Source organism: Bacteroides sp. AF39-11AC, from assembly GCF_003474285.1.
Lineage (GTDB): Bacteria > Bacteroidota > Bacteroidia > Bacteroidales > Bacteroidaceae > Bacteroides.
This window is the reverse complement of record NZ_QROH01000002.1, coordinates 96,065-120,478: the sequence shown is the minus strand read 5'-3', so window position 1 is coordinate 120,478 and position 24,414 is coordinate 96,065. Positions and strand designations below refer to the sequence as shown.

At 44.2% G+C, this 24,414-nt stretch carries 15 protein-coding genes; 8 read left to right on the top strand and 7 right to left on the bottom strand.

Annotation, left to right across the window (positions count from 1 at the left end; translation table 11 throughout):
- The first annotated feature begins 10 nt into the window (after positions 1-10).
- The 5 genes from DW036_RS25900 to DW036_RS03300 all read left to right on the top strand — a co-directional run bounded on the left by DW036_RS25900 (position 11) and on the right by DW036_RS03300 (position 8,784).
- On the top strand, positions 11-4,144 hold the full coding sequence (locus tag DW036_RS25900; protein WP_233560274.1) for an alpha-L-fucosidase: 4,134 nt from the start codon (positions 11-13) through the stop codon (positions 4,142-4,144).
- Positions 4,145-4,175: 31 nt separating this feature from the next.
- Positions 4,176-5,159 (top strand): metallophosphoesterase, encoded by a 984-nt coding sequence (locus DW036_RS03315; protein ID WP_118461276.1) that lies wholly within the window; start codon positions 4,176-4,178, stop codon positions 5,157-5,159.
- A gap of 350 nt (positions 5,160-5,509) precedes the next feature.
- Positions 5,510-6,538, top strand: coding sequence for a L,D-transpeptidase (locus tag DW036_RS03310; protein WP_118461274.1), 1,029 nt, complete (start codon positions 5,510-5,512; stop codon positions 6,536-6,538).
- 87 nt (positions 6,539-6,625) lie between these two features.
- Entirely contained in the window at positions 6,626-7,336 is a 711-nt protein-coding gene (locus tag DW036_RS03305) for a murein L,D-transpeptidase catalytic domain family protein (RefSeq protein WP_118461272.1), read from the top strand.
- 98 nt (positions 7,337-7,434) lie between these two features.
- Positions 7,435-8,784 (top strand): MATE family efflux transporter, encoded by a 1,350-nt coding sequence (locus DW036_RS03300; protein ID WP_118461271.1) that lies wholly within the window; start codon positions 7,435-7,437, stop codon positions 8,782-8,784.
- On the opposite strand, the gene DW036_RS03295 is transcribed toward DW036_RS03300, so the two are convergent.
- From DW036_RS03295 to DW036_RS03265, 7 genes are all read right to left on the bottom strand, one after another.
- The gene (locus DW036_RS03295; protein WP_118461269.1) at positions 8,738-10,765 is read right to left on the bottom strand and encodes a glycoside hydrolase family 97 protein; all 2,028 of its coding nucleotides are present in this window, start codon (positions 10,763-10,765) and stop codon (positions 8,738-8,740) included. The two genes, DW036_RS03300 and DW036_RS03295, sit on opposite strands and share 47 nt — an antisense overlap.
- Positions 10,762-11,184 carry a CBM35 domain-containing protein gene (locus DW036_RS03290; protein WP_118461267.1) on the bottom strand — a complete coding sequence of 141 codons (423 nt, stop codon included), beginning with the start codon at positions 11,182-11,184 and terminating at the stop codon, positions 10,762-10,764. Before DW036_RS03290 ends, DW036_RS03295 begins: the two co-directional genes overlap by 4 nt.
- A gap of 267 nt (positions 11,185-11,451) precedes the next feature.
- Positions 11,452-12,843 carry a hypothetical protein gene (locus DW036_RS03285; protein ID WP_233560272.1) on the bottom strand — a complete coding sequence of 464 codons (1,392 nt, stop codon included), beginning with the start codon at positions 12,841-12,843 and terminating at the stop codon, positions 11,452-11,454.
- 18 nt (positions 12,844-12,861) lie between these two features.
- Positions 12,862-13,734: a SusF/SusE family outer membrane protein gene (locus tag DW036_RS03280; protein WP_118461265.1), complete on the bottom strand. Its 873-nt coding sequence runs from the start codon at positions 13,732-13,734 to the stop codon at positions 12,862-12,864.
- A 223-nt stretch (positions 13,735-13,957) separates the two neighbouring features.
- Positions 13,958-15,688, bottom strand: a complete 1,731-nt coding sequence (locus DW036_RS03275) for a RagB/SusD family nutrient uptake outer membrane protein (protein ID WP_118461263.1) — start codon at positions 15,686-15,688, stop codon at positions 13,958-13,960.
- Positions 15,689-15,715: 27 nt separating this feature from the next.
- The gene (locus tag DW036_RS03270; RefSeq protein WP_118461261.1) at positions 15,716-18,730 is read right to left on the bottom strand and encodes a SusC/RagA family TonB-linked outer membrane protein; all 3,015 of its coding nucleotides are present in this window, start codon (positions 18,728-18,730) and stop codon (positions 15,716-15,718) included.
- Between the two features lie 203 nt (positions 18,731-18,933).
- Complete coding sequence (locus DW036_RS03265) at positions 18,934-20,529, bottom strand: DUF6377 domain-containing protein (protein ID WP_233560269.1); 1,596 nt, start codon at positions 20,527-20,529, stop codon at positions 18,934-18,936.
- A gap of 227 nt (positions 20,530-20,756) precedes the next feature.
- On the opposite strand from DW036_RS03265, the gene DW036_RS03260 reads away from it, so the two are divergent.
- The 3 genes from DW036_RS03260 to DW036_RS03250 all read left to right on the top strand — a co-directional run bounded on the left by DW036_RS03260 (position 20,757) and on the right by DW036_RS03250 (position 24,407).
- Entirely contained in the window at positions 20,757-21,086 is a 330-nt protein-coding gene (locus DW036_RS03260) for a PAS domain-containing protein (RefSeq protein ID WP_118461259.1), read from the top strand.
- A 26-nt stretch (positions 21,087-21,112) separates the two neighbouring features.
- The gene (gene dinB, locus DW036_RS03255) at positions 21,113-22,216 is read left to right on the top strand and encodes a DNA polymerase IV (RefSeq protein WP_118461257.1); all 1,104 of its coding nucleotides are present in this window, start codon (positions 21,113-21,115) and stop codon (positions 22,214-22,216) included.
- 313 nt (positions 22,217-22,529) lie between these two features.
- Entirely contained in the window at positions 22,530-24,407 is a 1,878-nt protein-coding gene (locus DW036_RS03250; RefSeq protein ID WP_118461255.1) for a heparinase II/III family protein, read from the top strand.
- The last annotated feature ends 7 nt before the right edge of the window (positions 24,408-24,414 follow it).

The following is a 24,414-nucleotide window of genomic DNA, read 5'->3' as shown; positions in this document are numbered from 1 at the left end:
ATAATTAAATATGATTTGGAGAAGAATAGTCTATGTTTTGTTGTTCAGCTGGATTGCTTTATCAACTGAAGCGCAGAGTAGCACCTCGCGTATGGATTGGTGGCGTGAGGCCCGTTTTGGAATGTTTATCCACTTGGGATTATACTCTGCAGCTGCCGGAGAATGGAATGGGAAAGAAGTGGAAGGAATTGGTGAGTGGATACAGAATTTTGCAAAGGTGCCGAATCGTGAATATGAAAAATTATTGTCTGATTTTACTTTAAGTAAATGCAAGCCTGAAACTTGGGTGCAGATAGCCAAGCAAGCTGGTGCAAAATATATTGTTTTCACGGCTAAGCATCATGAAGGCTTTTGCCTTTATCCGAGTGATGTCACTGATTTTGATATTGAGAGCACACCTTACAAAGGTGATCCGCTGAGAGAACTGATAGAGGCCTGTCACAAGTATGGCCTAAAAGTAGGAATTTATTATTCGCACCGCCAAGATTGGCGGGAAGAAGATGCTGCCGTAATGAAAAATGAATATGACGGGCATTATGGGAAAGATAAATCGGAGGTAAAGCCCGATTTGGACCGATATATTCAAAACAAAGCGTTGCCGCAGGTGCGTGAGTTGCTCACTAATTATGGAAAAATTGATTTACTATGGTATGATACTCCTTTTGATTTGTCAAAAGAGCAGAGCCAGCTTTTTGTCAATGTGGTTAGAGAGTTGCAACCGGATTGTTTAATCAATGGTCGTGTGGGGTATAATCTTGGTGATTACGGGGCATTGGGTGATAATGAAATGCCTTGTGCTTATGCTTCAACGGATTTGGAGATGGTGGCTACCTTGAATCATACTTGGGGATACAAAAAGAATGATCATGCTTGGAAAGGAAAGAAAGCGATTCTTTGCTCATTGATAGAGGCTGTGAGTAGGAATGTTAATTACGTGATTAATATAGGTCCGCGTGCAGATGGGGTGGTCCCTCAGCCAAGTGTTGATGTGTTGAGTTTTGTAGGAAACTGGTTGAATGCAAATTCGGAAGCTATTTATGGTGCTGCCGGAAATCCGTTTAATGATAACTTTCCGTGGGGGTATGTTACTCGAAAGGAGAATAATCTGTATTTGCATTTAGTTCGTCAACCACATAATAATCAGATTGTACTGAAAGGACTACAGTCCGTTATTTTATCGGCAGGAGTATTGTCATCCGGTCAGAAACTGACAGTGAACCATAATATGGTTTCTATCCCTGAAGGATTGGATTATGAGTGCGTACCGGTTCTTAAACTTACTTGCCAAACTCCTTTGAATATAAGCACAGTGAATTTCCCTAATGAAGGGATTGTAAGTATGCCGGCCGCATCCGGGAGGAGGATACCTGGGAAGAAAGGATGTTTTAGAATAGCCGAAGGGGGGAATACGGAAAATTTCAATTCTGAAACGGGAAAACTATTGCTGGAATGTGTGATTGACGAACCCGGAGAATATGACGTGAGGCTATATACGAGCAGACATTGGAGGCGATCATTTACGGAAGGCACTAAAGTTTCTTTGAAGATAGGAGATGAAAAACAACTCAAAGCTTGTTTGCTGAGAAAAGATGAGGAATTGGTAAACGTCAGGCAGAATTCTTATCCTGAGACATGGAGTTATATAGGTACAGTAACCTTTGAGGGAGTGGGAAACAGGACATTGGAGCTTTCAATAGATACGATTGGTACATATAGCCGTCTTGGATTTTTTGGCGAGGATATTCAGAATGAAAGCGAGAACAATGTTCGTGTCATGCGGATAGAACTGATAAAAAGAAACCGGGAAGATATAGAACGTAAGTTGAGTGATTTGGAAGATTTACGTAAATCAAATCCATTACCATTACCTCAGGCTACTTCAGAAGAGTTGGCGGAAGCTCTGAAGCTGATAAAACGATATCAATTGAAACGTATGCAGAATGGGCGGGTAACGGGACTGCCATTGTCCAATGAAGAAAAGCTTGCTTTGGTACAGGCTCAGGAATTAAGCACGGCAACTCGTGCTTTAGCTTATGCTGTATTAGAAAAATATCCTAATGCAGAAGACGATTTTACTCTATTTATAGATTATTTGATTGCGCAAAAAGCTATTGAACGTATTGTCTTTCGCTATAGCAATTATCAGGCTGTCCGCAAAATACCTGCCGACTTCCTGAGTGCTTTATCGGTTTGTGACGATACCCGAAAATTGCAATTGATTGGGGAAGTGAAAAGCTTGTTAGAGTTTGAGCAACTGTATCTATCCTCCTCCCAGTTAGCTCCCAGAATAAACTCGGATTATATTTATAATGTGCCTCCTCACTTGCTTATTTGCATATTGCATAATCCGGACGACCAGCAGGCCTTAATTGATTTGGAGTCTTTCTCCCATTTCCTTTCTGCCTGTACTCAGTATGTTCCAGGAGGGAATGACTGGCTGAAACCTGATGGAACAGGTTTTCATCATCGGACACATTATAATGGGTATATGTATTCTTATAAGACTTTGGTTGAGTACGCGGCTCGGTTGAAAGGTACTTCTTTTCGGATAGATAGCGGTGCTTATCAACGTATCCGTAAAGCGATAATCTCTTTATATTTAATGGCTACCCGTTCTGCATCAGACGATAATCATTATTATGCCAATAGCCTGGCAGGGCGTCATCCGTTTACGGGTATTGGTCTTAGTTTTACGCAACAGCTTTTTGAACAGTTGATAGAAGTAGGAGGAGACATAAATGGGGAGGTTGCCGACTTGGAACTGGCTTCCTTTTATAATTACTTTTTTATGACAAAGAAGTATAAGAATGCTCCTGAACTGAATTTAGAAGGCTTTTACCAGTTCAATTATAGTCCGTTGGGAATTTATCGGTTTGATAATTGGGTAGCTACCATGCGCTGTCCGACGACGAATTTCTGGGGTGCTGAGATATATGCAGGAACAAACCGTTTCGGAAGATATCAAAGTCACGGAACGCTGGAGATTCTGTATGACGGACCGCTGGAACGTTCTGGATATCCGGGCAATGAAGGGCATAAAGGATGGGACTGGAACGTGATACCGGGTAGTACAACTGTGCATTATACCTCTTGGAAAGAAATGATGCCAGGGGGCAATGAAACGGATCGTTTTGACCAGAAGTCCTTGACTACAAATTTTTCCGGAGCCCTATCATGGAAAGACTGTGGCTTGTTTGCTGCTGCATTCGATCAGGGAGACAGTTGGGGAAAACAACGCTTTGAACCGACCAATTTGAAATTTTGCAAATCTGTTTTTGCTTTTGATGGTATGTTGATTAGTTTGGGCAGTGACATTTCTGCTGTAGGCAATTATGACGATAATTATTTAACAGCAACTAATCTTTTTCAGACGGTAGGTCAAGCTGGAAGTAGTGTTTTAGTAGTTAATGGAAAAGAGATTAAACGAAATGGGATGAGGGTTTTGAATTTGAAGGAAGAAGATGCGTGGCTGATTGCTCCTAATACTACAGGTTATTATCTCCCTGCTGGTAATGATTCATTAATAGTGCAGAATGTGGAGCAGGAGGTTCCGGCTTCATCGGGTTTTCAGAATGGTTTGAAGAGAATTAGAACAGCCAAGGCTTATATTAATCATGGAGTTAAACCTGAAAATAAGAGGTATTGTTTTGTAGCTGTTCCTAATACTACTGCACGGAAGATGGCAATGTTAGCGAAGCAGTTACAAAAGAAAGAAGGATTGTTTGAAGTCTTGTCAGCGGGGGATTCGGCTCATATACTTAAGCATCACTCTTCCGGTACCATAGCATATTCCTTATTTGCTCCGGCTCCACATTTGTCATATGGGTGTTTGCGTTCTTCTGATACAGAACTATTGCTTATGGAAAAGATGGATAAGAAAAAAGATACGCTTGACATCGCATTATGTAATCCCAATCTTCGGCCTCAACCATCCAAAGTGTATGGATGGATAGCTACCCCTACTTATGCGTCGCTTGTGTTGGATGGAGAGTGGGTATTGGCTGACGGAGAATCCCCGGAGAAAGTTCTTTTAATCGAATCGAAACCTGTTGGTACTACAATAAAAGTAACACTTTCTGAAGGAGAACCATTTTATTTAAAGTTGAAAAGGAAGACCTCGAATGGTTTTTCTTCTGTAAATTAAAAGAGTCCTATAGATATAAATAAGTGAAACAATGAAGTCAGTTATATATTCTTGCATAGTACTTCTATGTATATTATTAAGTTTAGAATCTTGCAATTCTTCTGATAAACCGCTGAAGTTTGCAATCGTATCAGATTTGCATGCTTCGGCTATGCCTGATGGAAAGGAGCGTGTGCAGGCAGTTGTGGATGCTGCAAATAAAGAAAATGTGGATTTCCTGATTCAATTAGGGGATTTTATACGTCTTGATAGTATAAGCAGGTCTTTAGATTCTATTTGGAATGAGTACGAGGGAGAAAAGTATCACGTACTGGGCAATCATGATCTGGATGCTTATACAAAAGAAGAATTCTTGAAAGGATTTGGAATCCCTAACCGTTATTACTCATTTGATAAAGGTGATTTTCATTTTATCGTGTTGGATGGTAATAACCTTTACGATGGCAAAGAATATCGCCATTATGCTAAATCTAACTATTTAAAGGCTAAGTCCGATATGCGTGCCTTTGTTGATCCGGAACAATTGGAATGGTTGATAAATGATTTGGCTGCAACTGATAAAAAGTGCATTCTGTTTTCTCATCAAAGTATAGACAGTTTTATGAATAATGGTGATGAAGTGCGTGCAGTATTGGAAAATGCAAACAAACATGCAGGTTTTAAAAAGGTGGTATTGGCTTTTAGCGGACATAATCATAGTAACTATACGAAAGAAATAAATGGGATTACCTATATGCAGATTAACAGTGCATCTTATGTATGGGTTGGCAAGCCGACAATGACTGAAAAGCGCTATCCCAAAGCTATTAATGAAAAATACCGCTTATTGCGTTATTCGATTACTTATGATAAACCTTTGTATGCCATTGTAACATTGGCAAAAGATAGAATTGATATTAAAGGTACGCAAGCAGATTTTATGCCTCCTACTCCCCGGGACCTGGGACTCAAGGATTCAATAGATATTTATCCGCTTGTTTCCACTATAGCAGATGCACAGATTGATTTAGATTGATATATGTAGATTGATTTAGATTGGTAAGCATTATCTTTGTGAAAATCATTATCTTCGGTTGTCCGATTGCCTCTTTATGATAGAGCAGAACGGTCAATGTATAGTTTCCTTTGCTATAATGAAAGAGATTAACCGTCAAGGTATCTTGGCATGAACCAGGGACAGATTTCATTCCATCGGTGTATATAATGAACAGGAAGATATATCGATAGCTGTGAGTGTCAATGGAAGTACTATTCCTTTCAGTGAATTTTTGTTGGGGATATTTGATTCTATTTATGGAAAGTAGTATAAAGAGTCAACAATAACAGGTGGGTAGTCGTTATTAGGTTATAGTTAAATTTCATTTTATGAAACATTTCGTTCTTTTTGCCTGCGTGGCTGTTGGTTTGATTTTTGCCGGATGTCGTAACCGGCAGGAACCACTTGTGCCGGTAGTTGTGCAGGAGGCTGAACCTAAAGATACGGCTGTACTGGAATTTCCGCATCCTATAGAGAAACAGTTGACCGCTGCCGATATTTCTCTTACCAAAGAATTGCTCTATGACCAGCATACCCTCGAAGATACCTATCTGTATAAGGATACGGTACGCTCTTTCAAATGGGATGTCATCCGGAATTGTCTGGCTTATATTGAGAATATGCAGCGCGATACTACTGCAAGGTGGGTGGTGTTGCAGAATTATAAGAATCTGAATAAAGAAGCTCCCCTGGTACGTAAGTTCGTGCGGAATGTGTACCGCCGTGTATCTGATACATTGGGCGTGGAGCGCTATCAATCGGTGCCGCTGTATCTGCCCGCTGATACTTTGGCGCCCGAACGTTATGGTAGAGACGGTACTATCGCTTATCTGAAAGGTGAGGAAGGAAGTTTTTACCGGATATTACCCGCCACTTTTGAAGAAGAATGGCTGGCGCCACGCAGTTATCTGAAACAATTGCCGGATAGCACCGTCTTTAATCATGTGATTTTTGTCGACCGCCTGGATCAGAATATTACTACCTTGGAACATGTCTCGGAAGGTGAGTGGAAGATACGCAGCATGAATCCTGCCACTACCGGAATGCATGCTCCACCTTATGCTCAGGAAACCCCACTGGGGATGTATCTGCTTCAACAGAAGAAAACGCGTATGGTGTTCCTGAAAGACGGTTCGGCGGAGACAGGAGGCTATGCCCCCTATGCCAGTCGTTTTACGAACGGAGCTTATATTCACGGAGTGCCGGTGAATGCACCGCGTACAAGTATGATTGAGTATAGCTGGTCGTTGGGAACCACTCCACGTTCGCACATGTGTGTGCGCAATGCCACTTCACATTCCAAGTTCGTTTTTGATTGGGCACCTACCGAACGCTCTTTGGTTGTGGTGATTGAATAGTAAATCCTCATTTTTAACTATCTGTGTGATAGGTGTCTGGAGAAAAAACAGTAATTTAGCCGCCGTTATTTCTCTGGCTAAAGTTTTATGTTGCGATTTATTGTATTCATTTTATTCTTATTTCTTCCTTGTACCTTGTTTCTGGGCGGCAAGTCGTCAGATAGCACTCCTGACTCTGCTGAAAGGGCTGCTGCATCTGATGTTGAGGCTTATGCGAGCTTATACCGTTCCATGCAGTTGGAAGGAGTCGTTAACTGGAAAGCTTTCCGGCAGGCTGTAGCAGGTTATTATAAAATAGACAATCGCAAACGGGAGGTGTTGACGTTGATAGACTTTTCCCGTCCTTCTACCGCCAAACGTCTTTTTGTATTTGATATGAGGGAGCGTAAAGTACTTTTTTCATCGGTTGTTTCCCACGGAAAGAATAGCGGTGATAATTATGCCACTTCCTTCTCCAACGAATATGGTTCCTACAAAAGTTCACTGGGGTTCTATCTTACAGAATCTACTTATCAGGGAAAGAATGGGTATTCGCTTATTTTGAATGGTTTGGAAAAAGGAATCAACGACCGGGCTCGTGAGCGTGCCATTGTGATGCATGGGGCGGCTTATGCCGATCCTTCGGTAGTCAGCAGAGGGGGGCGTTTGGGAAGAAGCTTTGGCTGTCCGGCTGTTCCGCCAAAACTTTCCCGTCCTATCATTGATGCCATCAAAGGAGGAAGTGTGATGTATATCTATGCTGAAACTCCCGAATACCTGGCACACAGTTCAGTCTTGAAAGGTGCGGACGGACTGTAGTTTAATTCTTTTCATGGCGAAGCATATTTTTGATGTTTGTCAATTCCTTTAATCTTATCTTTTTCTACCTTTGCGTGCAATTTTCAGAGGATTAATTTATGGCAACATCAAGAGAAATGACGGCAGGACGCGCATTGCCGTTGATATTCAATTTCACTATGCCTCTGTTGATGGGAAACCTGCTACAACAGACATACTCTCTGGTCGACGCGGCAATCGTAGGTAAATTCTTGGGCATTAATGCATTGGCCTCGGTTGGAGCAAGTACCTCGGTAGTTTTCCTTATTCTTGGTTTCTGCAATGGATGTTGTGGAGGTTTCGGTATTCCTGTGGCACAGAAGTTCGGAGCGCGGGATTATAGCACGATGCGTCGTTATATATCGGTCAGTTTGCAACTGGCGGGGGTGATGTCGGTAGTGATTGCAGTGGTTACGAGTATTCTGTGTGGGGATATCCTGCTGATGATGCGTACACCGGATATCATATTCCAGAATGCTTACTATTATTTATTGATAACGTTTATCGGAGTTCCCTGTACTTTCTTTTATAATTTGTTGTCCAGTATCATTCGTGCTTTGGGCGATAGTAAGACGCCTTTCTGGTTTCTGCTGTTCTCTGCTGCACTTAATATTTTGCTTGATTTGTTCTGTATCCTGGTGTTGGATTGGGGAGTGGCGGGAGCTGCCATCGCTACGGTCTTTTCACAAGGCGTGTCGGCTGTGTTGTGTTATGGATATATGATGCGCCGTTTTGATATATTGCGGGGAACACCGGATGAACGGAAGTTCAACGGTGCTCTGGCACGGAGATTGATGTATATCGGTGTACCTATGGGATTACAATTTTCGATTACCGCTATCGGAAGCATCATGTTGCAAAGCGCCAACAATGCATTGGGAACTGCTTGTGTAGCAGCTTTTACGGCTGCCATGCGCATCAAGATGTTCTTTATGTGCCCGCTTGAGAGTCTGGGCATTGCTATGGCTACTTATACCGGACAGAATTATGGTGCAGGCAAGCCCGAACGCATTTGGATGGGAGTAAAGGTAAGTGCGTTAATGATGATTATTTACTGGGCATTTACGTTCTGCATATTGATGCTTGGGGCACGTACGTTTGCCTTGCTTTTTGTGGAAGCGTCTGAACTGGAAATATTGAAGGACACGGAGTTGTTCCTGCATATTTCCGTGTCCTTTTTCCCGGTTTTGGGATTGCTTTGTATTTTGCGATATACCATCCAAGGAGCGGGATATACCAATCTTGCTATGCTTTCCGGAGTTTCCGAAATGATAGCACGTGTGCTGGTCAGTATTTATGCAGTGCCCGCTTTCGGCTATCTCGCGGTCTGCTTCGGTGATCCGACGGCATGGATTGCGGCTGTCCTGTTCCTGGTGCCGGCATTTATTTTTGTATATCGGAGGTTGCTTCGGATGAGGAGAGAACAGTGAGTATAATTCCCGTACCTCCTCCCGGTGCCTGTGCTATTTGCAGGGCCGATTCACCGGTTACTTCCTGTTCTTCTATTATCACCGGATATGGGTTGGTACGATAATCAGCCTTATCTCCATCTCTATAGATAACAGCCTTATATCGTTTTCCTTTATCCAGAAAGGAGAGGGGAAGTTGCATCTCCCGAGGTTGTTCATTAGTGATGCTTCCTATAAACCAACGTCCGCTGCTTCCGCGTTCTTTACGGGCAATTGTCACATATTTGCCTATTTTTGCTTCGGGTACTATGGTTTGTTCCCAAGTAGTAGGGCAGGTGGTGATAAATGAAAACGGTTCAGGGTTCCGTTCGTAGTTTTCTATTTCATCGGAGGCCATTTGCAGGGGACTGTATAACACAACGGATAAAGCCAATTGTTTGGCAAGTGTTGTTTGTACACGCGTCTGAGGCAACACCGGATTTTCGAAGCGGAAAGTGCCGGGGGTGAAATCCATGGGACCTGCCAGTCCACGGGTGAAGGGGATAATGGTAGTGTGTATGGGAGGATTGCCGCCATCTTTGTCCCAGGCATCCCATTCCTGCCCTCGTACGCCTTCTTGCGTCATCAGGTTGGGGAAGGTGCGTTGCAGTCCGGTGGGCATCACGGGTTCGTGATTGTCAATCATAATATGCTTGTCGGCTGCAAGTTCAATAACTTTCCGGTAGTGGCGCACACCAAACTGGCTGCTGTGTCGCTCTTTGCCATCCAGCAGTTTGCCTACATAGCCTGTTTTGACTATTTGCACGTCGTGATCTTTATATAAATTGAAGGCTGCTTCTATTTGGTTTTCATAATCAGATACCCAGCCGTCCGTTTCATGATGGCCGATAAGCGTCACGCCTTTGGAAGCGGCATAGTCGGTGATCTGTTTCAGGTCAAAGTCAGGATAAGGTTCGGTAAAGTTGAAATGATAAGTGTCCCAACCTTTGTTCCAACCTTCAATAAGTACCCCCTGAAAACCCTGTTGGGCGGCAAAGTCTATATGCCGCAATGCATTGGAGGTGGTAGCGCCGTGGCGTGGACCCGTGTGCCAGGTGTGTTTATGCATGTGGTAAGTCCACCAGATGCCGATGTATCTTCCGGGTTGTATCCAGGATGTATCCTGAATTCGGCAAGGCTCGTTCAGATTCAGCATAAGGCGTGACAGGAGTAAATCACCTGCGCTTTCAGCAACAATCATCGTGCGCCAGGGAGTGACACCGGGGGCTTTCATAAATACTTTTTCTCCCGTAGCCCATGGAGTGAGATTGGCTTTCAGGGTCATTCTACCTTCTTTAGGGATAAGATTCATGGCTGCATAATCTGTCAGATTGGCTTCATGGATGCTCAGGAAAAGTCCGTCATTGGTTTCCATAGTGAGCGGTGTGCTTATCCAACCGAGTTTACTGACAGGAGATGCCTCGTAGAGTGCTTCATAAAAATGTGCTTCGTAAGGTATGGACCAGGCTTTATGATCACCGGTCAATGCAAACTCTGTAAGTTCATCCATGATCACAAAGTCTTTTAATGCTTCCTGTTCCGGAAATTCGTAGCGGAAGCCAAACCCGTCATTGAACAGCCGGAAGACGACATTGAACTTTCGTTTGTGTGCGGATCTTTCCTGTACACGAATGGTCATCTCATGATAGTTGTTTTCCACAATCCGGTCTTCTCCCCAGATTTGTTCCCATGTCCCGCTGAATGAATGATGAAGAACTTCAATTATTTCCAGATGGTCAGCAAGTGTATCTTCTTTCAGGATAAACCCGAGGCGTGACTTATCGAGTATGGGCTTTCCATTCCGTGAGAGTTTATAATAGAGTTTTCCGTTTTCTGTTTCTACATGCAGGCTGAGATTACCATCGGGAGAATTTACAGAGAGTTGCGATGCCAGATTGCAACTTGTGCAGAGGAAAATGATAAAGATTACCCATAACAGGGAATAATTAGGAAGTCTTTTCATGATTTCTTTCTTGTTTTTATATAGTCCAGTTCAAAGCATCCGCCTTTGGACGTACAGTTCTGAATGGTTATATAATTAATACCGTTTTGCAGGGATATTTCTGTCTCCGCAGTTTGCCAGGCTGTTTTGTCAGCCTGTACAGGAAGTTGCAACAATTTCTCTATCGCCACATCATTGACGATAATCAAAGCCACTGCTTCTGCTGTTCCTGTATTTCGATATCTGATTTCCAGCGGATAGCCCCCCGCTTGGGGAACTTCCATTGCAAAGAGTACATTGGCGCCGGAGTTTTCAAGTCCTGTGACGTAGCCGGCACCACTGTAAGTATTCTCTTGTTTGCCATCGTTATCATGTCCGGAATCGGATTCCTTGCAGGATAACAGGAGACAAGCCATTAGTAATAGATTGTAGTACTTCATTGTTGATTGAATTCTGTAAATGATAATTTAGGGAACTGAATACCTGAAATCAAGACAGGCTGAAAGCCTGATATTACATAGCGTAGGGCAACGCCCTACGTGATTATGTATATCTTTAATTTAAGCCCTGAAAGGGCGCAATTAAGCATCAACCTTTATATCGCCCTTTCAGGGCTTAGAAATGGGGATGCACATTACGTAGGGCGATGCCCTACGCTATATAATGCAAGCCTTTCAGGCTTAAAATTCAGCCCGCTAAATTATCATTTACTTGATTGATTTTGCTCCACCCCTTACGGAAGCTGTTTCTGCTTCCATTTTCAGGGTGTTGTGTTGAATACGGATTACTTTACATTCATGGGGTCGCAATTCTACGGTGTATGTTCCCGACATACCTCCTAAGTCTTTGCGTTCCCATAAATCCCGTACATTGACGGCTTGCCCGTCTTCAATGCCCAGTTCACGATGGAAGTCAATGCTGCGTGTTTGTGGAGTACTTTCACGGTTGAATAATCCTACCACCCAGTCCCCGTTAGGCAACTGTCCGATCCATCGGGAACTGTTCGCAGCATCCCGAAAGTCGTAACTCAATGGTTTGGCGGCAAAACCGAGACTGTTCAACTCGTTCATTTCCGGATTCTGGTAAACCCAGGCGTGATCTCCAATCGTATCATACTGGTCGGCAATGGCAAGTGCAGAACCTCCCATAATCATCAGCGAGAAAAGGAAGCGGCGTTCGTTGTCATTTGCCAGTTTATTCATACGCATAAAGTCACCGTCCAGTATCATTTGCCCTCGTGCACCGACATCGGCAAAACCAATGAATCCGTCGAAAGCATTACCGAATTGCGGCCAATGGTCTTTCTGCTGCCCGCGGCGGCGGTTGCTGACAAAGTCCCAGTCACCGTCGAAGCAGTCATCGTCAATGCGTATCATATCCCCGTATTTCAATTCCGTCTTGGCATGATTATAACAGTGAGGCATCACAAGACTGAGGAAAAGATCATCTCCGGCAGCTTCGGCAATCCATGCCAATGCTTGTTCGTAGCGGCGGGTTCCATAGTTGGTTTCATAGTTTTCCAGAAAATCTATGCGGAGATAGGTGACACCCATCTCCTTGAAATAGTGGACATAATTCTGAATCCATTCTTTGGCTCCCGGCTTATCCACATCCACCCAATACAGAGGATCGTTGAATGATTTGTAGCCCACAATGTCTCGGGTACGGTAAGAAGTTCCTTTTACAGGCAGGTTCTGTTCATAGGCGGCACGGGTCAGCCACATGGGGTTGTAATAGACTCCCATCTTCATGTCCCGTTCTTGCAGGTATTTAGTCCAGTAGCTGAAACCGTTTTTCCAGTTGCTGTTGTACTTGGTGATATAGCCGTTCTCATTGACGGTTTGTGCAGCTTCTATCCATCCGTCGTTGCAGATCATGTCGTAACCGTAGGGTTTGAAAGTCTTCTCCATCCAGTCGATGTTTGCTTTCCAGCGCTCCTCACTGAGAGGAACGTTGGTTACAAAACACTCTTCGTAGGCAATCCAGTATCTGGGTCCCGTACCGTGACGGGTGAAGGGACTGTCACGAGCTATGGAAGACTGGGGAAAGGATAATAAGAATAAGGTTGCAAAACCTAATAGTAACTTCAAATGGTTCATAATGGTAAAGTTTGGGGGTTAATTAACTTTTTCTACTTTCAGTTTCAGAGTTTGGGTATTTACGGTTAACTTGTATTTGCCGTCCGTTCCTTCGGGAATACCCCAGAAGTGGTCGCGCAGGTTACCTTCCATTTCTGAACATTTAAACATGGGATATTCACCGGGTGTCACAATCTTGACGTTTCCGTTATGATCTACACTTTCAGGCACCAGATAATTAACTTTATCCCAATCTCCCTTTTCAAGGCAGAATTTGAATTGCTTGTTTTCGTCACTGTAGATGAGGTTTACCTCTGCCGTATAGATTCCTTCTTCATCCGGATCGGGTGTTAATCCGGTCGGATTGCCGGAGTCCCATCCGAATGCACTTCCTAAACCATAAATTGTCTTAATCTCCGGTTCCGGTTCTTCTGTTTCATCGCTGATTTTTTCGAGGGTTAGTTTCAGCTTCTTTACGTTTACTGTAATCCGATAGGTGCCATCGCTTCCTTCGGGTATTCCCCAGAAGTGGTCGCGCAGGTCGCCTGTCATTTCGGAGCACATCAGCATATCGTATTCTCCGGGAGTGATGACTTTCACGGCGGTACCATCATCGGTTGAAGTAGGTACCAGATAACGCACTTTGTCCCAGTCTCCCTTTTCGAGGATAAATTTGAATTGCTTGTTCTCTTCGGAGTATTTGATGACTTTATCTATGGTGAACGTATTCTGCTCAATCAACTTCAGTTCTGTGGGGACATTGGAATCCCAACTGAATATAGTGCCGAGTCCGTACAGTTGCGTGTAGTTTTCAACGGGTTCCACTACAACAATTTCTTTATCTTTCTCGCATCCTGCCAGTAGAGGGAGGAAGGCAAAGATGAATATAAGCTTATTGATTATTTTCTTCATGGTTATCTGATTTTAAATTGTAAGTTGTTATATCCGAGAGCCTTTCATCGGCGTTTGAGTTTCCTTTGAGGGAACAGTTTGTTTCCCGGCGTGAAACTCTTTGTTTCAAGGCATGAAACTGGTAGTTTCAAGCAATGAAACAGTTTGTTTCTCGGTGTGAAACTGGTAGTTTCAAACGATGAAACTATCGTTCACCTAAAGAGATGCTTTTTACCGGTTCGTATTAATTATATCCCGGGTTCTGTTTCAGTGTATGATCCGCTCCCATCATATCCCGTGGGATAGGGAAGATATCCCAGTGTGAGTCTGCATCGGGTTTCTTGTCCCACCATTCTTCCGTACAGTACAATCCCCAGCGGATAAGGTCGGTCCGGCGGCGTCCTTCGGCAAGGAACTCACGTCCCCATTCATCGTAAAGCTCATCTTGCGTCAGGGTTACTGTACCTTCGGGCTTGTACAGGCATTCTGCCCATGTATCTTGCGGATAGTTACGTTTGCGTACCGCATTCAGCAGTTTTGCCGCTCCGTCCACATCGTTTGCTTTGAACTTGCATTCAGCCAGTGAGTAATAGATTTCCGCCAGACGAATTTCATTGTAATCGGCTTCACGTTTACCTTCGTCATCATCCCTGTAGATGGGATACTTCACGAAATGCCATCCGGAGTTATGGTCGCCGGTATTCATGTTTGAAGTGCGGTCAGCGGGAAGTTCGTCCGGAGCGAGTTCGTGAAATACTCCTACCTGGTCGCGGATGTAGATTTCATATCCTCCTACGGGGGAAGTTACTTTCTTTTCGGTGCCGTCATCGGCGATATAAGGCAGGTAGCCGTAAAGGAACATACCTTCACGGGTACTGTTGCCCAGATTCCGGTACATGGTCAGGCGGTAATCTTTCGGATATTTCTTGAATTTGCTGACAAACTTGCCGAGTTTGAAGCTGTATTCATTATTGTTCAGGTCGAGACTGGGCTGCAAGGCATATTTGGTATTGAAGTCTCCTTGTTTGAAAGCGCCGAAGTAGAAACGTGCATTGACAGGGACGGCCCACCAGTATGTATCACCCGAATAGTGCCAGTAGCTACGCCCGTAGGACGACGGGAAAGCAAAGATGGTTTCGTTGCATTTATCGTTTGTCCAGTCGAACACTTCGTCCCAAGTCTTTCCCAGTTCGTAGAAGCCATAGTCACCGTCCAGAATATTTTGGGCATAGGTGGCGCATTCCGTATATTTAGAAGTACCGGTCCATTTTTCTGCGTTCAGATAGAGGCGTACTAACAATGCGGCTGCGCCGGCTTTGGTCCATTGACCTTGTGCTATCCCGTTTCCGGCATTACCATTCTTGGCAGGCAATGCTTCGATAGATGTTTTCAGTTCCGTTTCGATAAAGCTGAACAGTTCCTGCGGCGTCACTTGTCCGACGGAGTTCTTGCTCTGATCCAGGCTGACAGCTAACGGTACATTGCGGAAAGCATCCAGCAGGCGAATGTAGAACCATGCACGTAATGCCTTGTTCTGCGCGATGAAGTTATCCATTTCCGGCTGTGACATGTTGAATTTGGCAGGGTCCAGCTTTTGCAGGTCATCTATGACGGAATTGGCCTGCATAATTCCGGTGAAACAGTTTTCCCATTCACTTTTGATGGATTCATTGTCGGCAGCCCAGGTATGGTAGTGCAGATATTGCCATTTGGCATTGTCATACCACCAGCCATCGCGTGCCCAGGTACCCAATTGATCGGCACAACACTCTTGCAAAACTTGGCGCGGCCCGATACTGTAGAATCCATGTTCGAAGGGGCGGAATGTGGCTTTGATAATATCATCCTTTGTATTGTAATAGTTGGTAGACATGATTTGGTCGTATACCGTTTCCGTAAGGTCGGTGCATGCGCTGAGGGAGCCGAGAAGCAATACTCCTGCCAGCGAACCGGTTAATATATTCTTGAGTTTCATATTTCTATTGTTTTTAAGGTTATACATTTAGAAGTCTAATTGAACACCGAACATGACCTGTGTAGTGGAGGGATAGTATCGGCGGGTACCTTCCGTACCGTTCAGGTTCACACCCGGAGTCAATCCGTTGGTCTGGTAAGTCGAAGGATCCACACCATTGAAACCTGTAATGGTGGCAAGATTCTTTCCGGTGATGTAGAGGCGGGCACTGTCCAGCCATTTGTTATTGATCTGGAAAGTGTAGCTCAGGGTTACCATATCGAGCTTCACATAGTCACCGCGTTCAATGAAATAGTCGGTCAGCACATTCTTACCTTTCTTAATGGCTGCGTTCTTGGTATATGCCTTTTTCAGCACATTGCTTTGCATACTGGGAATGCCCCAGTAGAAGTCGTGTACATTGAAGAGGTCGAAGCCGAAAGCACCACGCAGGAAGATGGTCAGTCCCCAGTTCTTATACGTCAAGGTATTGGTCATGGAAGCTGTGAATTTGGGAAGTCCGTTACCGGTTACCCGTTTGTCTTCTTCTTTGGCATCAGATATTTTAATCATCTCCGTATTGTCTTTGTTCCATACTACCCAGTCTCCATCGGCATCAATACCGGCATACTTCCAGGTGTAATAGTTACCCAGGCGTTGTCCTTCTTCTATGCGTTGCAACTTGCCCGGTTGATTCGGACTTTCCATATTCGCCAAATCGTAATAGTTCTGTCCGGTGAACTCGTTGTTGGAGAATTTGAGGAACTTGTTCTCATTGGTGGCGCCTACCAGATTGATGGTATAGCTGAAATCTTTCATCTTCACCGCCTGGATATTCAGATCGACTTCAATACCGGTGTTGCGCATGGTGCCTACGTTGACAAAAGTGGTAGAGAACAAGTATGGAGGAACGGGCACATTGTAGTCGCCCAGCAAATCCTGTTGCTTACGGTTGTAGTAATTGACCGAACCGCTCAATATTCCTTTGAACATGCTGAAGTCCATGCCGATGTTCCAGTTTTTACCTTTTTCCCATTTCAGCCCCGGATTAGGATTCTTACCTGCACCCCATACGGTGAAGTACTGACCGTTGTAGTAGTAACTGCCGAAACTGCTCATAGTAGACAAAGACAGGTAATTGCTGAAATCCTGATTACCGGTTACACCGTAGTCACCACGTATTTTCAGGTCATCAATCCATGTGATGTCTTTCATGAAAGCTTCTTCGCTGATACGCCAACCGGCAGATACAGCGGGGAAATAACCCCATTTATTGTCATCTCCGAAGCGGGAAGAACCTTCGTATCTCAAAGAAGCGGTCATCAGGTAGCGGTTTTTGTAGTCATAGCTCAGGCGGCCGAAGAAAGCAATCAGTTTAGAATCGCTTTTGTTGGTACCCATTTCGTTGCGTCCTTCTTCCTTGGCCCATTCACCGGAACCGAGGTTGTTGTACAGAAGTCCGTCGGAAGAGAAATCCTTATTGGCGGCATTCAGACCTGAATTCTGGAAGTATTGGTACGAGTAGCCTACCATGGCGCGGGCACGGTGTCCCTTCAGTTCCATAGCGTAGTTGCCCAACCATTCAAGACTATGCTGGCGGTACTTGCTGTAAGTGCGGCTGGCTTCTCCTTTATAGTCGTTCTTCATAGCCAGGCGGCTTGTGGAAGGACGGAACCAGTAATCGAAATTATCTGATTGCTGGTCGGCAAAAGTCAGTTGCGTACTGAGGGAATGAATGGAATGACCATCTTTGGCGAGTAGGGGAAGTAAGTTTAGCTTCACAGTGGCATCCCAGTCCAATAGTTTGGTTTCACCACCGTTTTGTTCCAGCTTCAGTTCCTCTACAGGATTCCATAAGGCTTCCTGGCCGGTGAAGTCAGAATAAAGATTCGGATTTTCCGGATCAAACAGTGGGGTAGTGGGGTTGGCATCCATGGCTATCTTGAATGCATCCCAGGAGGAATTTTCACGGTAAGCGATACGCGGTGCGATATTTACGGAGAAATCTAACAGTCCGTTTTTAGTGGTATGGTTGATAGAGGCGCGTGCACCATACTCTTCGCGACTGGAACGTATATCGATACCGGTTGCATTGCGGTAATCCACGCTGACGCGGTAATTACTCTGGCTGGTGCCGCCGGATAATGTGACGGTATGCTGGTGGGTGAAACCGGTACGGGTAATCTCGTCAATCCAATTGGTAGCTCCACCCAGGTCACTGGTCGGATTGTTGGGAACACGGTATTCGCGGAACTCTTCGGCAGTCAGTGGGTCGAGTTCATGCAGAGGAATACTGGCGGTCAGCATACCATTATAGGTAGCATGGAATTTACCGTCGCGTGATCCCTTCTTGGTTGTGATGACGATTACACCGTTGCTACCCCGTGTGCCGTAGATGGCGGAGGCTGCACCGTCTTTCAGAATATCCATGGAGGCGATATCGTTGGGATTGATATTCGTCAGGTTACCACCGGGAATGCCGTCGATTACGATCAGCGGGCCCAATCCGGCAGCGCGTGAGGAAATGCCGCGAATCTGGATACTTGCCTGGTTGTTAGGGTCGGCGGCAGCTGTGTTGGTTACGGATACTCCGGCCACTTTTCCCTGTATCATCATGGAAGGGTCCAGACTGCTGATATGGAGAAAATCCTTACTGGAGATATGTGATACGGCAGAAGTAAGTTCTTTCTTATCCAGCGTTCCGTACCCGATAACGACTACTTCGTTCAGAGCCTGCACATCGTCTTCCATACGAATATTGATAGTCTTACGCCCGTCTACTTTCACTTCCTGCGTTTTGTAACTGATGAAGGAGAAGCGTAGGGTACTTGTGGGACGGACGGTCAGCGAATATTTACCGTCGACATCAGTTATGGCTCCGTTAGTGGTTCCTTTTTCTGCAACGGATACACCGATCAGAGGTTCATTGTTGGTGTCCGTCACTATTCCTGATACTTTGACTGTTGCATTTTGGGCATTCAGTAATGCAGGGAGCAGGAAGAACATTCCAAGGAGTACATGAAAGTACATTTTCCAAGGATAAATCTTAGTTTTCTTTTTCATGGTACAATGATTTAAATGAGTTAATAGGTTCAAAGAATTTTTTTCCTTGGGACAAAGGTATTTCGGATGGGAGGGAGAAAAAAGCAATGAAGACGGGATATAGAATGATAAAAGGAAGAATACGCTGATATTCAAATCAATGCATTCCTCCTTTCAACAGAAAATTAAGGTCTGTTTTAGAGCCTTTTCAGATATATTCGGGGCTAAATTCCTTTCTTTATTTGCATAATGTATTCTTCGAACTCTTCTTTCGGCACAATTGTCTTTCCTTTTACCCGTGCCTTATATACATATATGGTATTAATAGATAAGTTGAGGAACTTGGCAATCCGCTCGTTCTCGGTTACTCCCAAACGAATCAGGGCAAAGATGCGCAACTCTGGTGGCAGGTTGCCTGCCTCATCCAGAATCACCTGGTCGTCCGGGCGGAAGAACTTATTGTATTCCGTCAGGAAATTCGGGAAGAGTTTCAGGAAAGTCTGGTCGAAGGATGAGAACATATTTTCCCGTTCGGACTTTATATCGAACTCCTTATGCGTGATTTGTAAATCATTGAATTGGCGTGCTTTCAATTTACGATCCTGCTTTTTCAGCAGATTCTCGACTTTGTCCAGGTAATCGGACTTGCCATAAAGAGACTGGAAGATATACTGGTCTTTGATTTCATTAGTCTCCTGCAACTTTCCATTTACTTCTGATATCTCATTGAATTGCTGCTGGATGGACTGCTTGGCTGTCCGCAACTTTTTCATCTGTTTATAAATGATGGACAGGGTGACTAAAAGTGAGATGACCAGCAGGCTCATTACTGCCAATGATATTGTAACTTCCTTTTTCCTCTCCTCTATCATGGTGAGGCGTTGCTTCTCAATGATGGGGAGTATAGTGTTTATTTCCATCTTACGGTGTCGGGCATTGTAGAAGTTTGTTTCCTCCAGGGCAATCTGAATATATCTGCTGGCACGTAATACGTCTCCCTTTCCGTACAGATAACTTGAAAGTTCTTTTTTAGCAGTCGTTTCCCGGGTGGCAGAGCGTATATCCTGTATAGCTGATAGTGCCATGTAGTAAATGGCGTGTTCAAAATCTCCCATTCCTATGTACATGCGTCCCAGCATGGAGTAGATGATTGCTTTTTCATGCGGACAAACATCGTAATCATTCAGCATTTGCTTGTACATCTGTATCTTCTTCTCATTGTCGCCTACACTGAATTTGAAAGCTTCTATTTTCTGGTGGTAGAAAGTATGGTCGGGGGTATACAGTAGGGCAGAGTCACAGTAGAGGGTTATCTTTTTGTTGTAATCAGCATTGAAAGGTGTGCCTTCATTGTAACTGCTCATATCAGAATACAGTCTCATACAGAGCTGGTAGTATTCTGACTTAATGGAGTCCGGGGCATTTGTGACATGAATGGATCGCATCATATCATATGCTTCTTTGAATAAACCGGTGGAAAGATAGCAGTAGAACAGGTTGCAATCTGCCTGAATAGATAGGTTCGTGTCGGTCAGGCGGTGTGATATTTCCTCTGTTTGTATGGCGTAGGAGTAAGCTGAATCGTATTGATAAGTGATGTATTCATTGAACAGACGGTTGCAGAGATTATACTTTTCCTGTTGGCTCTTGACGTATCGGAATTGCTGTTTGATGTCTTCCAGCTTCTTTTCTTTCTGCTGGTAGTAGATTTCACGGTGTTCTATCTCGCTATCGAGGACAGAGAGTATAGAATCTGTACGTTCTTTGGCGGATAATCCAATAACCTGATATAGGAACAAGAGGATGAATAGATATTTCATAATATGTACGTGGGTTAAGAAAGTACTGCAAATTTAGAAATTTATTTTAAATATTGCTTGTGAGTAAGAAAAAATAGTCGTTAACTTGTTTGTAGGAACTGATATAAAGTAAGAGCATATGTGAATATGTAATTTTGTTGATGGGGCAATAAGAGTGTCATTGGGAAAAACGTTATCTTTGGGTCATAAAAGTAAAAGGTATGAGCCGTAACTTAAGAGCAATAACTATGTACGAATGGGCTAATGAAATGAACTGTGCCGTGACCGTATGTGACACAGAAGGAGTCATCCTTTATATGAATGAGAAAGCATGTCGCACGTTTGCCAAACATGGCAGTCTGATAGGCAAGAATCTATTTGATTGTCATAATCTGCAATCGCAGGACAAGATACGCGAACTGCTTGAAACGGGAGGTGTCAATGCTTATACCATTGAGAAGAATGGGGTCAGGAAGATGATTTATCAGACGGCATGGAAACAAGATGGTGTGGTGAGAGGCCTGGTAGAGATTTCTATGGAGATACCCGGAGAGATGCCCCACCATGTGAGGAAATGAATTGTAAAATGGAAAGGTGATCATGCATGATGTGTTGCGAAGGCACTGAACGAAAAATCATACATATAGATATGGATGCGTTTTACGCATCCGTAGAACAGCGTGACAATCCCGAGTTGCGCGGAAAACCTATTGCAGTGGGGTATGCGGAAGAACGTGGTGTAGTGGCGGCTGCCAGCTATGAGGCACGTCGCTACGGAGTGCGTTCGGCTATGGCGTCGACGAAGGCAAAGCGGATGTGCCCACAACTTATCTTTGTTCCCGGACGGATGGGGGTGTATAAAGAAGTCTCCCGACAAATCCATGAAATTTTTCACGAATATACAGATATCATTGAGCCGTTGTCACTGGATGAGGCTTTTCTGGATGTTACAGAGAATAAGCCCGGTATTTTGTTGGCTGTAGATATTGCCAAGGAAATCAAGCAGAAGATACGGAATGAACTGAATCTGGTGGCGTCTGCCGGTATATCTTACAATAAGTTTTTAGCAAAGATAGCTTCCGATTATCGTAAGCCGGACGGGCTGTGTACCATCCATCCCGATCAGGCAATGGATTTTATTGCGCGTCTGCCTATCGAGAGTTTCTGGGGCGTAGGCCCGGTGACGGCAAAAAAGATGCACTCATTGGGTATTCATAACGGCGAGCAGTTGCGTGCATGCTCGCAGGCTATGCTGCTGCGTGAGTTCGGAAAGGTAGGAGCGCTGTATTATGATTGTGCCCGGGGAATCGATCTTCGTCCGGTGGAGGCGGTGCGTATCCGCAAGTCCATTGGGTGCGAACATACCTTGGAGAAGGATATTTCGCAACGCTCATCGGTTATTATCGAATTGTATCATGTGGCGGTGGAACTGGTAGGGCGTCTGGAACATAAAGATTTCAAAGGAAATACACTGACGTTGAAAATCAAATTCCATGATTTTAGTCAGATAACCCGGAGTATTACCCAATCCAAAGAACTAATAACTCTTGATGTGATCCTGCCTCTGGCAAAACAACTGCTGAAAGAGGTGGATTATGAACATCATCCCATCCGGTTGATAGGGCTTTCCGTTTCCAATCCACGGGAAGATACCGGGGAAAAAGGCGTTTGGGAACAGTTGAGCTTTGAATTTAGTGATTGGAAGTAGACGGGCGTTAATTAATTTAATTCTCAGTTTACATTATAGTATCTCGTAGTTCGCTGATATTTAGTGGAATTTATATGATGCAACGCAACGGTTGTTACTGTAACAACTGTTGTGTTAATGCAAAAGTATTTTCTTTCATGAATAAAACAAGATACAAATGGATGATTTTGTACCCAACTACGGATAATCGCATACCACCGTTTTACTGTAACTTGTGTATCTTTGCCTCATCACAAAAAAGAAAATCTAACTTTTTAATATCATGAAGAGAAACACGTTTTACCGTATTTTTATTTCCTTCTGCCTGCTTTTCATGGCAGGTATCTCCGCACATGCATATACAGAACGAAATCTTTTGCAAAAAGCTGCCGGTAGTGAAGAACAACTGAAAGAAGCATTGGTGATGAATCAGAAGTGGGTACCTTATCCTGCTTATAACGACCGTGCCGGCTGGGACGAATTGCTGGGTACCAATAAAGAAAATCTGATCCGTGCCGGAGAGAAAATGCTTAATTACGAATGGAAAGTAATCCGTGCTACCGATTATCTGGAATATGAACGCAGCGGTGAACGTAACATTATGCAAACCCCCTATGAAGCCAACCGGAAAGCAATCAATGCCCTGATGCTTGCCGAACTTGCCGAAGGAAAAGGACGGTTTATCGACCAGTTGATAAATGGAGCATTTTACAGTTGCGAGATGACTTCCTGGGTACTTTCTGCCCATCTGGTACGACAGACCACCAAACGCTCTCTGCCCGATTATCGCGAACAGGTGATTGATCTGGGTTCGGGAAATTTCGGTTCCATGCTGTCGTGGGTATATTATTTTTTCCATGATTCTTTCGATAAAATAGATCCTGTAATCTCTCAGCGCTTGCGTCACACTTTGCAAGAGCGCATTCTCGATCCTTATATGAACAATGACCGGGAATGGTGGATGGCTTTCCAATGGAAACCGGGAATGATTATCAATAACTGGAATCCATGGTGCAACTCCAATGTATTGCAATGCTATCTTTTGTTAGAGAATGACCGTGATCGTCTGGCAAAGGCTGTTTGGCGCAGCATGCAGTCGGTGGATAAGTTCATCAATTTTGTAAAGGCTGACGGTGCTTGTGAAGAAGGTCCTTCTTATTGGGGACATGCAGCCGGGAAAATGTATGATTATCTTCAGATACTTTCGGATGGAACAGATGGAAAGGTATCTCTTTTCAAGGAACCGATGATTCGCCGGATGGGAGAATATATCAGTCGTACGTATGTAGGAAACGGTTGGGTAGTGAACTTTGCGGATGCTTCTGCTAAGGGTGGAGGCGATGCACCGTTGATTTACCGTTATGGCCGTGCGGTCGGCAGCGAGGAAATGATGCAGTTTGCAGCCTATCTGCTGGATGGCAAGCGTCCTTCTGTGCCTTTGGGCAATGATACTTTCCGTTCCTTGCAGTCCATTTTATGGAATGGAGAACTGGAAAAGACGGCCGCTGCCCATACCATCCCTGCTTGTACCTGGTATTCCGAAACGGAATTCTGCTATCTGACCAATAAGTCCGGTTGGTTCCTGGCTACGAAAGGTGGATTCAACAATGAAAGTCATAATCATAATGATGTAGGTACATTTTCATTATACGTCAATACGATACCTGTGCTGATTGATGCGGGGGTAGGAACTTATACACGTCAGACATTCAGTAGTGAACGTTATACCATCTGGACCATGCAAAGTAATTACCATAACCTGCCGATGATTAACGGAGTACCCCAGAGTTTCGGTCAGAATTATAAGGCTACGGATGTTGTCTGCCAACCGAAGAAACGTTTCTTCTCAGCGAACATCGCCACTGCTTATCCGAAAGAAGCTGAAGTAAATAACTGGACACGTGCCTATTCATTAGCTGATAAGCAACTGACAATTACCGATAACTTCTCCCTGAAATCAGCGAAAGAACCTAATCAGGTGAATTTCCTTACTTGGGGGAAAGTAGATATCTCCGTACCCGGGAAGGTGACGATAGAAGTGCAGGGACAGAAAGTAACTTTGGAGTACCCCGGTGAATTCACAGCAACCGTTGAAACAATCAATTTGCCTGATACACGCCTTTCTAATGTTTGGGGGCCGGAGATTTACCGTGTTGCCCTGAAAGATAAAGATGTGCGATTAACCGGTAAGTATAAGTTTGTTATTAAATAAAAAAACT